Raw genomic sequence first — 14,414 nt, forward strand, 5'->3', positions numbered from 1 at the left:
ATCGATAAGTTCCGCGATAGCTCAGTTGGTAGAGCAAGTGACTGTTAATCACTGGGTCCCTGGTTCGAGTCCAGGTCGTGGAGCCAGATTTCAATATGTAGCTGTATCGGGGTATAGCGCAGTCCGGTAGCGCGCCTGCTTTGGGAGCAGGATGTCAGGAGTTCGAATCCCCTTACCCCGACCATTTTTGGGTCGTTAGCTCAGTTGGTAGAGCAGTTGGCTTTTAACCAATTGGTCGTAGGTTCGAATCCCACACGACCCACCATTTTTGGCCTCAACAGCAATGTTGGGGCCGAATCTTACAGATTTGATGCCATTTGCATCAAATCGCAGACGGCTAGTTGAGGCGTCTTTAAAAGTTTCACCGGGGTATAGCGCAGTCCGGTAGCGCGCCTGCTTTGGGAGCAGGATGTCAGGAGTTCGAATCCCCTTACCCCGACCATATTTACAAAGAAGCCTGATTTAAGCCTTGTGCGCAGATCGGGCTTTTTTGCGTCCATACGTTTAGATCGTGAACAAGCTACCCCTGTAGGAGCCATCGGAGGTTACGACGGCGACGAATGCAGTTGTTCTGAAAACACACGACAACTGTAGGAGCTCACGAGCACCGCGAGGCAGCGATGGCTCGGTGTATCATGCAGATCGCCATCGCTGCCTCGCGGTGCTCGTGAGCTCCTACAGGAGGTTGCTGGCGTCACCCTCAGCTACTTCAACCCGATTACGTCCGCGCTGTTTGGCGTAGTACAGCGCCGTATCGGCAGCTTTCAGCAGGCCGGTGGTGGTGTTCTGTTCGTCGGGGATCATGAGAGCAACTCCCAGGCTGACAGTGAGAGTTTTGAACGGTGATGTCGCATGGGGCAGATTCAGGCCCTCAATGGCCTGACAAATCATCTCGGCGGTCATTATCGCGTGGCTTTCGCTGCCGGACTGAGAAATGATGGCGAACTCTTCGCCGCCGTAGCGCGCAACGAAATCGCCGCTACGACGCACGTGGCTCTGAAGCGCCAGAGCAACCTGGCGCAATGCATCGTCACCGGCCTGATGCCCGTAGTGATCGTTGTATTGCTTGAAATAATCCACATCGAGCATCGCCAGCATTAACCCATGGCCATTGCGTCGCGCGCGGTTCCACTCGCTCATGAGGGTTTGATCGAACTGACGGCGGTTGGGGATACCGGTCAAACCGTCGGTATTACTGATCGCCGCCAATTGCTGATTCGAGCGTTCCAGCTCCAGCGTCCGACCCCGAACGCGGCTCTCCAGCTCAAGCTCGCGCACCTGTAACTCCTCAAGCAAAACCGCAAAGCCGATGCCGATCAGACATAGCGTGAAGATAAACTCCTGCGCGCGCAGCACTTGTAATTGCATAGGCAAATCACCGAACGGCTTGAGCCCGGAGGTCATCATCAAGGTGATTGACAGGGAAATGATTGCTACGAAAATCGCTGTCCAACGGATGCCAAAGCGAAAGGCAATGACCGCAGCACCTGGCAATAGCAGCGTCGGTGAGACGGTAAACTCATCCATGCCGCCGCCATAGTTGGCGGCGGCGGCGGCAACCAACAGCAGGAGGGTGACGGCCAGCAGGATATGGTCGAATCGGGTAATGCGTTTTTGCTGGCGTAGTGGCTGGATGAATGCCAGCAACAGCGGGGTATAGATCAGCAGGCCAAGGGCGTCACCAAACCACCATAAGCGGACCAGCGTCAGATAAGCACTGGTTGCACCTGAGACCTGCTGCAGAACCAGGGCCGCCAGCAGACTGGCCGTCAGTGCGCCGATCAATGGCCCGACGAGGATGAACTTGACCAGATCTTCCAGGCGCTGCAATCGCAGGTTGGCACCGGTACGTTTCAATAACAGGAAGGTGATGGTGACTTCAGTCAGATTGACGGCGCTGAGCAGCACGGCTTCCATCAAGCCGAATTCACTTAGATTGCCCAGCACATCAGAACTGAAGGTGACGGCGGCCAGGAGCGGGGCGCGTCGACCTTCGGAGCGCAGCAGTGCCGCCAGCAGAACGGCATTGGGCAGCCAGACGACCACGACATTGTCCTGCGTAACGGCGCAGAGGAAAGTCAGCTTGACGCTGGCAAAGTGAATAAGCAGAAGCAGCGCGCAGAATAACCAACCGGGTCGCTTCCAGAATGTTTCCGAGGTGATCATCACCGCTTCCAGGTCCGGTTCGGCGCGAATGATCGTCTGGCGCTGCTTAGGTTGTCAACGTTGGGCACAGATCCGTACAGGCTCGTCGACTGGACAAGTCTGTAATCCGAACAGGCAGATGAGCAGTGAAAATTATCTGCGGTTTAACAGTATTTTCATAAAGGAGCGGCTATGATGCCGGTCCTCGTTGGGGAGTAACCTGCTTCTGAGTTATCTCGGGAGCGTTCGTATCAACATTCTCGGCAGCAGCCGTGGTGCGAACACCTTTTGGTTGGTGAGACCAGCGACACATCCATGCCGAAAGTCGGGCGTGTGGACGTGTCGTTGACTCATAGCCCGACTGAGAAGTAACCGTGAATCCCATTTCCCTGATTTTCCTTGCCCTGGCCATGTCCACAGACGCTTTCGCAGCGGCTATCGGAAAAGGCTCCAGTCTTCACAAGCCACGTTTTATCGAAGCCCTGCGCACCGGTCTTATCTTCGGTGTCATCGAGGCGATTACCCCTATCATTGGTTGGGCCATCGGCCACGCGGCATCGCGGTTTGTGGAAAGTTGGGATCACTGGATCGCATTCACGCTGTTGCTGATCCTGGGGCTGCACATGATCTATAACGGCTTGAAACACGAAGATGAAAGCGACGAAGAGAAACCCGGCCAGCATTCATTTCTGATTCTCGCCGTCACCGCGTTCGCGACCAGTATTGATGCGCTGGCGGTTGGGGTAGGGCTGGCCTTCGTCGATGTGAATATTCTGGTCGCCGCAGCAGCCATCGGTCTGGCAACCATGACCATGGTGACCATCGGCGTCATGCTTGGCCGAGTGCTGGGCACCATGGTCGGCAAACGAGCGGAAATCGTTGGTGGTGTTGTGTTGATGCTGGTGGGTGCGACGATTCTGTACGAGCATTTGTCGGTTTAAGGTCGTCGCGGCTCACTGATCTGGAGTGGAGCACCTGTAGGAGCGCGCTTGCCCGCGATAGCGTTGGATCAGGCGATAATTTTTCGACTGAACCACCGCTGGCGCGGGCAAGCGCGCTCCTTCGGATCAAATGGTCCTACAGGGTCAGGCCTGTCAATGCAGCTTCATGCGCGGCTCGGTGCCTTTGCCGATGCGGCTGCCCAGCATCAGCATCAGGGTGCGGAAGGTGCCGTATAGTGCCATCTGGTGCATACGGTACAGCGAAATGTAGAACATCCGCGCCAGCCAGCCTTCGAGCATTACGCTGCCGGTGAGGTTGCCCATCAGGTTACCCACGGCAGAGAACTTCGACAGTGAGATCAGCGAGCCGTAATCGGTGTACTTGTACTCCGACAATGGCTTGCCTTCGATGCGCTGGCGCAACGACTTGACCAGCAAGGACGCCTGTTGGTGCGCGGCTTGGGCTCGTGGCGGGACATTCCGGTCCGAGCCTTTCTGGGGACAGGCCGCGCAGTCGCCGAAGGCAAAAATATTGTCATCGCGGGTGGTCTGCAAAGTCGTGCGTACTTGCAGCTGGTTGATACGATTGGTCTCAAGCCCGTCGATTTCCTGCAGGAAGCCTGGCGCACGAATGCCTGCTGCCCAGACCTTGAGCTGCGCCGGAATCACTTGGCCACTGGCGGTGATCAGCGAGTCGGCGGTCACTTCACTCACTGCGGCATTGGTCAGCACAGTCACTCCGAGCTTTTCCAGGGTTTTGTGCACAGGCCCGCCGATACGCTCGGGCAGAGCAGGCAACACCCGCGGACCTGCTTCGATCACAGTGATGCGCAGGTTTTCCGGCTTGATCCGGCCCAGGCCGTAGGCCGCCAATTCGTGAGCCGCGTTGTGCAGTTCCGCCGCCAGCTCGACACCGGTTGCCCCGGCACCGACGATGGCGACAGTGATTTCCTTGGTGACATCGGTTTGCCCTGCGTGGGCACGCAGGTAGTGATTGAGCAGTTGCTGGTGGAATTTCTCGGCTTGCGCGCGGCTGTCGAGGAACAGGCAATGATCGGCCGCGCCCAGCGTGTTGAAGTCGTTGGTAGTGCTGCCGACGGCAATCACCAGCGAGTCATATTCAAGGCTGCGGGCCGGAACCAGTTCCAGGCCATTTTCATCCAGGGTTGCCGAGAGATGAATCTGCCGCGTCGTGCGGTCCAGGCCGGTCATGCGGCCGAGCTGGAACTGGAAGTGATTCCACTTCGCCTGAGCCACGTAATTCAGCTCGTCTTCATAGGAATTGAGCGAGCCAGCTGCCACTTCGTGCAGTAGTGGTTTCCAGATGTGCGTCAGGTTGGCGTCGACCAGGGTCACGGCTGCGCTGCCTTTTTTGCCCAGGGTCTTACCCAGGCGGGTCGCCAGCTCCAGACCGCCAGCGCCGCCGCCAACGATGACAATACGATGAGTCATAGGGATATCTCATAAGGTTTAAGGAATTCAGGGAGGCTGAGTCGATCTGCGCGAGCGGCCAAGTGCTGCTCATAGCGTCAGATAACTCAAAAGTCGGCTCAACAGGCCAAGGGCAACCACCACCGCAACCACCACGATCAGGAGCAGCCATGGCCGGAAAGGGCGGCGCTCGACTTGATGCTGCGGGGCTTGCAGGTACTCTTCGACACGCTTTTGGTCTTCAGGGTTCAGGCGGCTGGACATGGGAGCCTCACAAAAGAGGACGATTATTCAACGATGATCTCCAGCGGTTCGACACGCAACGGATCATCAAGGCGAATGATTCCGCTTTGTATCACTCGCGCAGTAATTCCGCCATGGCCGCGCACCGCCTGAAAAGTGCCGTGGCCCAGGCGCTGCTCAAGGCGGGCGCAGGGCTGGCACCAGCCGGTGGTTTCCAGAATGGCCTGGCCAATCTTGAAGCGACGACCCTTGAGGCTGAATAGATTGATGCCGCTGATCACCAGATTGCGCCGTAGGTCCTGAGGCACGATGGGCTGATCGGCGGGGCGATCCAGCAGAGAACTGACGACCGCCAAGTGTTCCCACTGAATCAGCGTCACCTGCCGGGCATTGCGTGGGCCTGGGCGGGCGTGGTCGCCGGTCAATCCAGCTTCACGGCGAGCTTCCACGGCTTCCAGCTCGATCATCTCGCCGCGTGATTCGGGGCGGACCCCGATCCAGCGCACACGGCCAGTCTGTGGTACATCGGCCAGGAGTTCTTGCAGGGGGCTCATAAGCTGATTCCAACATCAAATACGACACTGCGACCCAGGTTGGTCCGCAGGAAATCTGGTGCATCGGGGTGGGCAAACAACACGCGGGCAAAGGTCGGGCCGACCAGCGACAGCGAGCGCCAGCCCTGGCGCAGGTATTCGGTGGGCGGGGGAAAGTGGCTGTTCAAGTCCAGTACTTCGCGTTTCAGGCTGGTGAAAGCAATGATATCCAGCTCGCCAAGGTCCAGGCCGCGCTCTTTATAGTTTTGCGCTTTCTTGCGCAAGGTTGGCCCCAGACGTTGCAACAGCTCAGATGCGGGGATGCGTTTGGGCTTGGCTTCGCGGCGCACCAACTGGCTCAGGGAAAACGCCCCACGTCGCCGTGCCAGCTCTTCGCGCCACTCGTCATTCAGGCGACGGCCTTCGTCCAGCACAAAAAATACTTCGAAGCAGGCATCGCGAAACAGCACATCCGGGGGTTCCTGCCCGGCGGCGGTGAAGTCTTCGTTGCGGTGGGCGATGTTCAAACCTTGCAGTAATCGCTGACAAACCCATCGCTCACGCTCCCACTTTCGCGCATTGGAAAGAAACGCGTTGGCTTGTTCGGCCTGGATCGTGAGCAGGCGAAGGTAGTCTGAGTCATCCATAGGGCCAAGCTTAGCGTTCAAGTCGGGGGGACTGGAAGAACAAAGATACGCGTAGCCACAGCAAGTAATGACCCGTAGGAGCGCGCTTGCCCGCGATAGCAGAGTGTCAGCCGCAAGTCAGCAGCTGACACACCGTCATCGCGGGCAAGCGCGCTCCTGCAGAATCGGCCTTCACCCACCCGGATCAACCAACCTGGCGTCTATTTCCGTTATCTTGTTGACCCACGAATCCATCCGGGAGATTTGCACCCTTGAAACTCTGGACCTTTCTGCTGTTGATCCTGTTGCCGTTCACCGCTCAGGCCATTGAAATCGGCGATCCGCTGCCGTCCTGGAGCCTGTTCGATCAGTTCGACGAGCCTTATGTCATGGACCCGCCGAAAACCCAGACGATTCTGGTCGCCAGCAGCATGAGCGCGGGCAAGATCATGGAAAAGGCGCTCAAGGACAAACCAAAGGGTTTTCTTGAGGCCCGCAAAACCGTGTTCATCGCCAATATCGAGCCCATGCCGGCGTATGTCACCAAGTTCTTTGCGGTGCCGAAGATGCGCAAGGTCTACTCTTATCGGGTAGCACTGGATCGCGAGGCGCAGATCGCGCCGGGCTATGGCGGTGATCCGGCCGCCGTTCAGTGGCTACAACTTAAAGACGGCAAGCTGATTGAACGGCGTGAGTTCAATGGCCCTGACGCACTCCGCGAGGCACTTGAAAAACCATGATCGGCGCGCTGGTCCTGACCCCGCAAACCATGATGCTCGGCTGGCTACTGTATGTGCCAGTGTTGGTTTGCGCGGTCTGGCGGGCGTCGTGGATCGAGCTGTTTACCGATAGTCGTCGGCAACACGTGCTGTTTGCCACGGTGTTCGCGTTGTTTCTGCTGTGGCTGGTGCGCCGCGACTTCGATACCGGCGTGTCTTACCACTTCATTGGCATGACGGCCGTAACCCTGCTGCTGGATTGGCCGCTGGCGATGGTTGGCGGGTTTGCAGCGCAGCTGGGGCTGTTGGCCTTGGGGCGGCAGGATCTGGCTGCGTTGGGGATAAACGGCCTGTTGTTCATCGCCCTGCCTGTGGTGGTCACCGAAGCCTGCGCTGTTCTGGTAGAAAGGGCGCAGCCGAAAAGCCCGTTCGTTTACATCTTCTGCTCGGGGTTTCTGGCTGCTGCGCTGGCTAGCCTGCTGTGTTTGTTACTGGCGCTTGCGGTGCTCTGGTACGACGGGATTTTCGAGATGCCGATCTTTCTTGAGGACTTTATCGGCTATCTCTGGCTGATCATTTTTCCTGAAGCGTTCATCAACGGCATGATCATCAGCGCATTGGTGGTGTTCAGCCCGCAGTGGCTGGAGACCTTCAATCGAACGCGCTACTTGTCGGCGCCGTGGAAGGATGAGGGCGATATCTGAGGCCGATTCCTTTCAAATGAAGATTCAGATCTGAATTGGAATTTATGACCTGTGGGAGCAAGCTTGCTTGCGAAGGCAATGTATCAGCCGCCGCATCATAATGTGCCGACTGCACTGGCCCTTTCGCGAGCAAGCTCGCTCCCACAGGTCCTTCGGGTATCTAACGCTCAATGTCTCTCAGGAAAATCCCCGGAAAACATCTCGTCTTCAGCATCCGGGCTGACCGGGATCGCGTGTTCTTCGGATGCCCAGGCACCCAAGTCAATCAGCTTGCAGCGCTCGGAACAAAAAGGTCGGGCAGGGCTGGCCGCGCTCCATTCCACAGGCGCGCCGCAGGTAGGGCAGTCGACGGTCGTTGGTTGGCTCATGGCAGTTCTCCGGGCAAAGTTAAATAAAAATGATGCAGGCGCTCGACTTCGCTTTTCAGCCAAGCGTGGTCACGATCATTGACCAGCACATCGTCGGCTCGACTCAATCGTTCTTCACGACTGGCCTGGGCCTTGAGAATCGCCTGCACCTGCTCCTGGCTCGAGTTGTCACGCAGCATGGTGCGCTCCACCTGCAGTTGCTGGGGCGCATCAATTACCAGAATGCGGCGGGTCATCTTCCACTGACCGGATTCGATCAATAGTGGCGAGACCAGAATCGCATAGGGTGAATGGGCGCTGGCCAGATCGCGCTGGATCTCCTTGCCGATCAGCGGATGCAGCAGTGCTTCCAGCCAACGTCGCTGCTCGGGATTTTCGAAAATCAAGCCGCGCAATGCGCTGCGATTGAGCGTGCCGTCGGCTTGCAGCACCGTTGGGCCGAAGTGTTCGGCAATCAGCGGCAGCGCCGGGCGACCGGGTTCAACCACCCATCGCGCAGCGTGATCGGCATCCACGACATGAATCCCGAGGTCAATGAAGCACTGGGCAGCGGCACTTTTGCCACTGCCAATGCCGCCTGTAAGGCCAAGAATCCAGGGTTTGAAAGCGGTTTGGGTCATCTGAAACCGGCGAAGTGCATGTAAGAGTCGGTTATTTGACCACCCCAGAGCAAAGCGATCCAGCCCGCGATGGCCAGATAAGGACCGAAGGGGATCGGCGTGCTGGTTTCAGCATTGCGTAAGCGCAAGGTGATCACCCCCAGAACTGCGCCCACCAGCGACGACAACAGGATGGTCAATGGCAAAATCTGCCAACCGCCCCAGGCGCCGAGCATGGCCAGCAACTTGAAGTCGCCGTAACCCATGCCTTCTTTGCCAGTGACCAGCTTGAAAAGCCAGAACACCGTCCACAAAGTCAGATAACCCGCCACCGCGCCCCACAACGCATCGCCCAACGTGGTGAACAGGCCGAACGAGTTGACGATCAGCCCGATCCACAGCAGTGGCAACACCAGCGAATCCGGCAGCAATTGGTGGTCGGCATCAATCAGGCTCATGGCCAACAAGCCCCAGCTAAGCAGCAGCATCGCCGCTGCTGGCCAGCCGAAACCGAAATGCCAGGCGACAAAGGCCGACAACACACCGCAGCTCAGCTCCACCAGCGGATAGCGCTTGCTGATGGGGGTTTTGCAGCTTGAGCATTTGCCGCCCAGTACGAGATAGCTAATTACCGGAAGGTTTTCCCACGGGCGGATTTGATGAGCGCAATTCGGGCAGCGGGAGTGGGGTAGAACCAGATTGAAGGTTTCACCGCTGGCCTCTGCGGGCAGGCCGAGCATTTCCCGGGACTGAGTCTTCCAGTCCCGCTCCATCATGATCGGCAGGCGATAGACCAGCACGTTGAGAAAACTACCCACCAGCAAACCGAGGACTAGCGCGGATATAACGAAGGCCATCGGGGAGCTGGCCAGGAAGTCGAGGATCAACATGGTTAGACGACGTTTCCGAGCTGGAAAATTGGCAGGTACATGGCTAATACGAGACCGCCGACCACAACACCGAGGAAGGCCATGATAATGGGTTCCAACAGACTGGTCATGCTGTTGACCATATTGTCCACTTCCTCCTCGTAGAAACTCGCGACCTTATCGAGCATAGAATCCAGCGCTCCGGACTCTTCACCGATTGAGGTCATTTGAATCGCCAACGAAGGGAAAACTCCGGTGCTGCGCATGGAGTAATTCAGTTGCACACCGGTAGCAACGTCATTTTTGACCTTGTTCACTGCATTGCGAAACACCACGTTGCCGGTGGCTCCAGCAACTGATTCCAGCGCTTCTACCAAAGGCACGCCGGCGGCGAAGGTCGTTGCGAGGGTTCGAGCAAAACGGGCTACCGATGATTTATAGATGAGCGGTCCAACAATCGGGACTTTGAGCAGGATTCGATCTACCCGATTTCTGAAGTGTTCGGATGTTCTATGTAAGTGCTTGAATGTGAAGAACGCGGCAACGCCAGCGCCGACAATAATTAGCCACCACTTTTGCACGACCTCGGAAAGTCCAATCACCATTCGAGTAAATACTGGTAATTCAGCGCCAAAGCCGGCAAAGACTTGTTGGAACTGGGGGACAACTTTGATCAACAAAATAGCGGTGACGACGACCGCCACAATCAGGACTGCAATCGGGTAAGTCATGGCCTTTTTGATCTTGGCCTTGAGCGCCTCGGTCTTTTCTTTGTACGTGGCGACCCGAGCCAATAAGGTTTCCAAAGCACCTGCCTGTTCACCAGCACTGACCAGGTTGCAGTACAGGTCGTCAAAGTAACGCGGCCTTCTCTTCAAAGCGGCGGCGAAGCTGTTACCTGCGGCGACGTCATCGCGTAGCTCCTCGATCAGCTTGCGCATGTTGGGGTTGTCAGCGCCGTCGATGATGATGTCGAACGACTGCAGCAACGGGACGCCAGCCTTCATCATGGTCGCCATTTGCCGGGTAAAAAAAGCGATATCAAGGGGTTTGATTTTTTTACCCGACCCACCAAAAAGCGAAATCGGCTTCTTGCGCACTTTGGTCGGGTTAATACCTTGCTTGCGCAATTGCGCCTTGATCAGTGCCGGATTCGTCCCGCTCATCTCACCAATGGTTTTCGCGCCTTGCCTATCCGTGCCTTCCCAAGTGTAAACAATGACTTTTGCTGCTTTGCTGGCCATGCTTAATCCTTGGTCACGCGGTTGACTTCTTCGAGGCTGGTTATGCCTTGCATGGCTTTGATGAGTCCGGAGGTGCGTAGATCGTTAAAACCGTCTTTGCGCATTTGAATGGAAATATCCAGCGAGTTGCCTTCTTCCATAATGATGCGCTCCAGTTCTGGAGTTTTCTTGACCACTTCGTAAATCCCCACCCGGCCTTTATAGCCGCCGTTGCACAGGTTACAGCCAACGGGTGCATAAAGCTTGAAGGTGCCGATCCTGTTCTCCGGGAAGCCTTCCTTGATCAAGGTCTCCCGAGGAATATCTGCTTCCTTCTTGCAGTGGGGGCACAGTTTACGCGCCAGCCGCTGGGCAATGATCAGGTTGATGGCGGTGGCAATGTTGAAGGCTGCCACGCCCATATGGTGCAAGCGGGTCAGGGTTTCTGCGGCGCTGTTGGTGTGCAGCGTCGAGAGCACCATGTGCCCGGTTTGCGAAGCCTTGATGGCGATTTCAGCGGTTTCCAGATCCCTGATTTCGCCGACCATGATGACGTCGGGATCCTGACGGAGGAAGGCCCGCAACGCTTGGGAAAAGTCCATTCCTTGACGCGGGTTGACGTTGACCTGGTTGATCCCTTCCAGGTTGATTTCTACCGGATCCTCCGCTGTAGAAATATTGATGTCCACAGTGTTGAGGATATTCAGGCCGGTATACAGCGACACGGTTTTACCCGAGCCGGTCGGGCCGGTGACCAGGATCATGCCTTGGGGTTGCTTCAGCGCCTCCAAGTACAGCTTTTTCTGCTCCGGCTCGTAACCCAAGGCGTCAATACCCATTTGAGCGCTGGTCGGGTCGAGAATCCGCATGACGATTTTCTCGCCCCACAGAGTCGGCAAGGTGTTCATCCGGAAGTCGATAGATTTGGTCTTCGAAACCCGTAACTTGACCCTGCCGTCTTGGGGTTTGCGCCGCTCGGAAATATCCAGCCCAGCCATGACCTTGAGGCGTGCGGCGATGCGGTTGGCCAGATTGATCGGCGGTTTGGCCACCTCATGGAGGATGCCGTCGGTTCGCAGCCGGACCCTGAACGTCTTTTCATAGGGTTCAAAGTGCAAATCCGACGAGCCCAGACGAATGGCATCCAGCAACATTTTATTGACGAAACGCACCACTGGCGCATCGTCGGCGTCGTCCAGCCCCGCAATCGATGTTTCTTTGACGTCGGTGGCCGACTGGCTCTCCATGTCGAGGTCGACATCGGCCATTGCCCCTAGCGCACCGTTGCTGTCGAAAAGCTTCTCGATGGCCTCGGTCAGCTTGTCATCCTCGACCAGGATCGCTTCGACGTTGAGGCCCGTGCTGAACTGGATATCCGTCACCGCCTGATGGCTCGTCGGGTCGGAGATGCCTATATAAAGCTTGTTACCGCGCCGCCATAAAGGCAGGGCATGATGTTGGCGAATGAGTTTTTCGCTGACCAGTTCTTGGGGCTGGCCTTCCTTGTCGATCGCATTCAGGTCGACGAAGGGCATGCCGAACTGATCCGAAGCCATCTCCGCCAGAGTCAGCGCCCTTACCAGTCGGTTTTGTACCAGATAATTAATCAGTGAAACCTTGTCGCGCCGCGCTTGTTGATAAGCCTGCTGCGCCACTTTTTCATCAACAAGTTCGGCGACAACCAATTGTTTGGCCAGACCGGTCAGGACCACTTCACTCATAACACCACCAGACCCATACAGTGCGTGGTTTATAGCCTAGTCAGGCGGCGCTGCCAATGACACAGCGCAAGGTGACGAAAATTGTCAGTTTATGCTGCGGTTTGGTTGCCATCTGAGTGCCTGTGGAAGGGGATTAGCAACAAAGCATGATAGAAAGCAGATTGGCATGACCTATGCTAAGACCTGTTCACGCACCGCCTTATTGACACATCGGAGTAGTACCCATGAAAGCAGTACAAAAAGGTTTTACGTTGATCGAGCTGATGATCGTCGTAGCTATCGTCGGCATCCTCGCAGCGGTGGCCATCCCCGCATATCAGGACTACACAATCCGTGCACAGGTTTCTGAGTTGGTGGCGCTCGCGGATGGTGCGAAGGTCGCCGTCGCTGAGTCTTTTCAAACCAACGGTGTGTTCCCGGCTAACAACGCAGCGGCAGGTTACAGCGGCGCTGAGGGCACCTACACCGCCAGTGTTGCAGTCGGCGCTAATGGTGTAATTACCGCAACCGCTCGTGGCGCTGCACCTGTTAACGCCCAAATTTTCGGTGGCACTTTCGTACTGACACCGGCAGCTGGTGCGAACAACAGCGTAACTTGGGTTTGTAATGCCAACAACACTATCGCCGCCCAATACCGCCCAGCCAACTGCCGTTAATTAGCAGTCGGGATGAGTGCGCTGACTGCCTTTGCTGCTAGCGTTATCTATTGAGGCAACCGCCGAAATAGCTCAGCCCGGTAGAGCAGCGCACTCGTAACGCGAAGGTCGCAGGTTCGATTCCTGTTTTCGGCACCGCAGACCTAAAAAGCCCGATCCATCTGGATCGGGCTTTTTCGTTTCGCCATTCCGCAAATGGAGTCAGGCCTTGACCTTGTACAGACCGAATTTCCTGCCATCCACGCAGCGCACTTTGGGGCCGTCTATGTAGGCCATGTCGTGGCCGTCGTGGTCGACCAGGCGCTGGGGGGCGGAGAGGACTAGGATACCGATGTCGCCGCTCCAGTCGCGGCGCGGATCATGTTCGAGGTAGGCGTAGACCCTGCGATTCTGGATGCGCCATACAGGGTTGCGCTGGTCAGAGGCGCGTACGTCGTAGGTGGCAGCGGGGTCGAGTTTGAACTGAGCAGTCATTGGCATGTTTCCTTCTCAACCTGTGCCGACTGCTCAACGATTCAGGCCGATGCGTAGTTATTGTTAAATGCTGTGTTCAGGTTAGTACAAAATTGTTCAGGGGTACGCGGTCGATGTGGGAGCGGTGCTTGCCCGCGATAAGGCCGCCAAAGATATTAGGTTAATCGCGTCCAGCCTTATCGCGGGCAAGCACCGCTCCCACAGAGAAACATCATTCCAATAATGAATTCGCTGCCAGCTTTACAAACTCAACCGCATCGACAAATCCACTGCCTTCACATCCTTGGTCATTGCACCGATGGAGATGTAATCCACGCCGGTTTGCGCAATTACCACCAAGGTGTCGTCGTTGATGCCACCGCTGGCTTCCAGTTTGGCGCGGCCGGCATTGATGCGAACGGCTTCGCGCATGTCGTCGAGGCTCAGTTCGTCGAGCATCACGATGTCGGCCCCGGCGTCCAGTGCCTGACGGAGTTCGTTCAGGTTTTCCACTTCGATCTCCACCGGTTTGCCGGGTGCGATCTTATGGGCGGCGCTGATTGCCTCGGCGATACCGCCACAAGCGGCGATGTGGTTTTCCTTGATCAGAAACGCGTCGAACAAACCGATGCGGTGGTTATGGCAACCGCCGCAGGTCACCGCATATTTTTGCGCCATGCGCAGGCCGGGCAACGTCTTGCGAGTGTCCAGCAGTTTGACCTGAGTATCGCTGACCATGTCCGCGTAATGCTGCGCTTTCGTGGCAACCCCCGACAGCATCTGTAGAAAATTCAGTGCGCTGCGTTCGCCAGTCAGCAGCGAACGAGCCGGTCCCTCCAAATGGAACAACGCTTGATTGGGCTGCACTCGATCCCCATCCATGACCTGCCAGTGCACCGCCACTCGAGGATCCAGTTGACGAAACACCGCATCGACCCACGCCGTGCCAGCAATAACCGCAGCATCCCGGGAAATGATCGTGGCTTTGGCTAAGCGTTCGTCGGGGATCAACTGCGCGGTGATATCGCCACTGCCGACATCCTCCAGCAACGCACGGCGCACGTTGGCTTCGATTTCGGCGGTCAGGGTGGCGAGTTGTAAATTCGGCATAGCGGACTCCAATTTCAGATGGCCGGAGTATAAGGCAGGTTAAAGCCCACACCACAGGCAACAAGTCTGGCAC

The 14,414-nt window shown here is 56.8% G+C and carries 16 protein-coding genes, 5 tRNA genes and 1 riboswitch; of the genes, 9 read left to right on the forward strand and 12 right to left on the reverse strand.

Annotation, left to right across the window (positions count from 1 at the left end):
- Nucleotides 1-10 precede the first annotated feature (10 nt).
- The 4 genes from IV01_RS17220 to IV01_RS17205 all read left to right on the forward strand — a co-directional run bounded on the left by IV01_RS17220 (nt 11) and on the right by IV01_RS17205 (nt 442).
- Nucleotides 11-86 (forward strand) — tRNA-Asn (locus IV01_RS17220).
- 21 nt (nt 87-107) lie between these two features.
- Nucleotides 108-184, forward strand: a tRNA-Pro gene (locus IV01_RS17215).
- 5 nt (nt 185-189) lie between these two features.
- Nucleotides 190-265, forward strand: a tRNA-Lys gene (locus IV01_RS17210).
- Between the two features lie 100 nt (nt 266-365).
- Nucleotides 366-442: transfer RNA gene (locus IV01_RS17205), tRNA-Pro, on the forward strand.
- Nucleotides 443-675: 233 nt separating this feature from the next.
- Here the strand turns inward: IV01_RS17205 and IV01_RS17200 are convergent.
- Nucleotides 676-2,166, reverse strand: a complete 1,491-nt coding sequence (locus tag IV01_RS17200; RefSeq protein WP_032627425.1) for a diguanylate cyclase domain-containing protein — start codon at nt 2,164-2,166, stop codon at nt 676-678.
- 177 nt (nt 2,167-2,343) lie between these two features.
- Nucleotides 2,344-2,515: riboswitch (yybP-ykoY riboswitch) on the forward strand.
- 4 nt (nt 2,516-2,519) lie between these two features.
- Between IV01_RS17200 and mntP the strand changes: the two genes are divergently transcribed.
- Entirely contained in the window at nt 2,520-3,086 is a 567-nt protein-coding gene (gene mntP, locus IV01_RS17195) for a manganese efflux pump MntP (protein WP_032627428.1), read from the forward strand.
- Between the two features lie 153 nt (nt 3,087-3,239).
- On the opposite strand, the gene IV01_RS17190 is transcribed toward mntP, so the two are convergent.
- The 4 genes from IV01_RS17190 to IV01_RS17180 all read right to left on the reverse strand — a co-directional run bounded on the left by IV01_RS17190 (nt 3,240) and on the right by IV01_RS17180 (nt 5,940).
- Nucleotides 3,240-4,538: an NAD(P)/FAD-dependent oxidoreductase gene (locus tag IV01_RS17190; protein ID WP_032627429.1), complete on the reverse strand. Its 1,299-nt coding sequence runs from the start codon at nt 4,536-4,538 to the stop codon at nt 3,240-3,242.
- 69 nt (nt 4,539-4,607) lie between these two features.
- Nucleotides 4,608-4,781, reverse strand: a complete 174-nt coding sequence (locus IV01_RS0124830) for a DUF3094 family protein (protein ID WP_032627431.1) — start codon at nt 4,779-4,781, stop codon at nt 4,608-4,610.
- 23 nt (nt 4,782-4,804) lie between these two features.
- On the reverse strand, nt 4,805-5,314 hold the full coding sequence (locus IV01_RS17185) for an MOSC domain-containing protein (RefSeq protein ID WP_032627433.1): 510 nt from the start codon (nt 5,312-5,314) through the stop codon (nt 4,805-4,807).
- Complete coding sequence (locus tag IV01_RS17180) at nt 5,311-5,940, reverse strand: DUF1780 domain-containing protein (RefSeq protein WP_032627434.1); 630 nt, start codon at nt 5,938-5,940, stop codon at nt 5,311-5,313. Before IV01_RS17180 ends, IV01_RS17185 begins: the two co-directional genes overlap by 4 nt.
- Before the next feature lie 251 nt (nt 5,941-6,191).
- Here IV01_RS17180 and IV01_RS17175 point away from each other — a divergent pair, with 251 nt between their 5' ends.
- Both IV01_RS17175 and IV01_RS17170 read left to right on the forward strand, forming a co-directional pair.
- Entirely contained in the window at nt 6,192-6,659 is a 468-nt protein-coding gene (locus IV01_RS17175; protein ID WP_032627436.1) for a hypothetical protein, read from the forward strand.
- On the forward strand, nt 6,656-7,342 hold the full coding sequence (locus IV01_RS17170) for an energy-coupling factor ABC transporter permease (protein WP_032627437.1): 687 nt from the start codon (nt 6,656-6,658) through the stop codon (nt 7,340-7,342). Before IV01_RS17175 ends, IV01_RS17170 begins: the two co-directional genes overlap by 4 nt.
- Before the next feature lie 167 nt (nt 7,343-7,509).
- Here IV01_RS17170 and yacG read toward each other — a convergent pair whose 3' ends face one another.
- The 5 genes from yacG to pilB are packed head-to-tail and all read right to left on the reverse strand — an operon-like array spanning nt 7,510 to nt 12,122.
- A complete protein-coding gene (gene yacG / locus IV01_RS17165) occupies nt 7,510-7,710 on the reverse strand; it encodes a DNA gyrase inhibitor YacG (RefSeq protein ID WP_032627438.1) in 201 nt (66 codons plus the stop codon).
- Entirely contained in the window at nt 7,707-8,330 is a 624-nt protein-coding gene (gene coaE / locus IV01_RS17160) for a dephospho-CoA kinase (protein ID WP_032627441.1), read from the reverse strand. The genes yacG and coaE overlap by 4 nt, the downstream gene beginning before the upstream one ends.
- Nucleotides 8,327-9,199 carry a prepilin peptidase gene (locus tag IV01_RS17155; protein ID WP_032627442.1) on the reverse strand — a complete coding sequence of 291 codons (873 nt, stop codon included), beginning with the start codon at nt 9,197-9,199 and terminating at the stop codon, nt 8,327-8,329. Before IV01_RS17155 ends, coaE begins: the two co-directional genes overlap by 4 nt.
- Nucleotides 9,200-9,201: 2 nt before the next feature.
- On the reverse strand, nt 9,202-10,422 hold the full coding sequence (locus IV01_RS17150) for a type II secretion system F family protein (RefSeq protein WP_032627444.1): 1,221 nt from the start codon (nt 10,420-10,422) through the stop codon (nt 9,202-9,204).
- A 2-nt stretch (nt 10,423-10,424) separates the two neighbouring features.
- Nucleotides 10,425-12,122, reverse strand: a complete 1,698-nt coding sequence (gene pilB, locus IV01_RS17145) for a type IV-A pilus assembly ATPase PilB (protein WP_032627447.1) — start codon at nt 12,120-12,122, stop codon at nt 10,425-10,427.
- A 224-nt stretch (nt 12,123-12,346) separates the two neighbouring features.
- On the opposite strand from pilB, the gene IV01_RS17140 reads away from it, so the two are divergent.
- A complete protein-coding gene (locus IV01_RS17140; RefSeq protein WP_032627448.1) occupies nt 12,347-12,778 on the forward strand; it encodes a pilin in 432 nt (143 codons plus the stop codon).
- 61 nt (nt 12,779-12,839) lie between these two features.
- Nucleotides 12,840-12,913 (forward strand) — tRNA-Thr (locus IV01_RS17135).
- A 66-nt stretch (nt 12,914-12,979) separates the two neighbouring features.
- Here IV01_RS17135 and IV01_RS17130 read toward each other — a convergent pair.
- Nucleotides 12,980-13,258: a hypothetical protein gene (locus IV01_RS17130; protein WP_195758766.1), complete on the reverse strand. Its 279-nt coding sequence runs from the start codon at nt 13,256-13,258 to the stop codon at nt 12,980-12,982.
- A 234-nt stretch (nt 13,259-13,492) separates the two neighbouring features.
- Nucleotides 13,493-14,341, reverse strand: a complete 849-nt coding sequence (nadC, locus tag IV01_RS17125) for a carboxylating nicotinate-nucleotide diphosphorylase (protein ID WP_032627451.1) — start codon at nt 14,339-14,341, stop codon at nt 13,493-13,495.
- Nucleotides 14,342-14,414: the final 73 nt, after the last annotated feature.

The sequence above is a fragment of the Pseudomonas syringae genome, assembly GCF_000737245.1.
GTDB lineage: Bacteria > Pseudomonadota > Gammaproteobacteria > Pseudomonadales > Pseudomonadaceae > Aquipseudomonas > Aquipseudomonas syringae_J.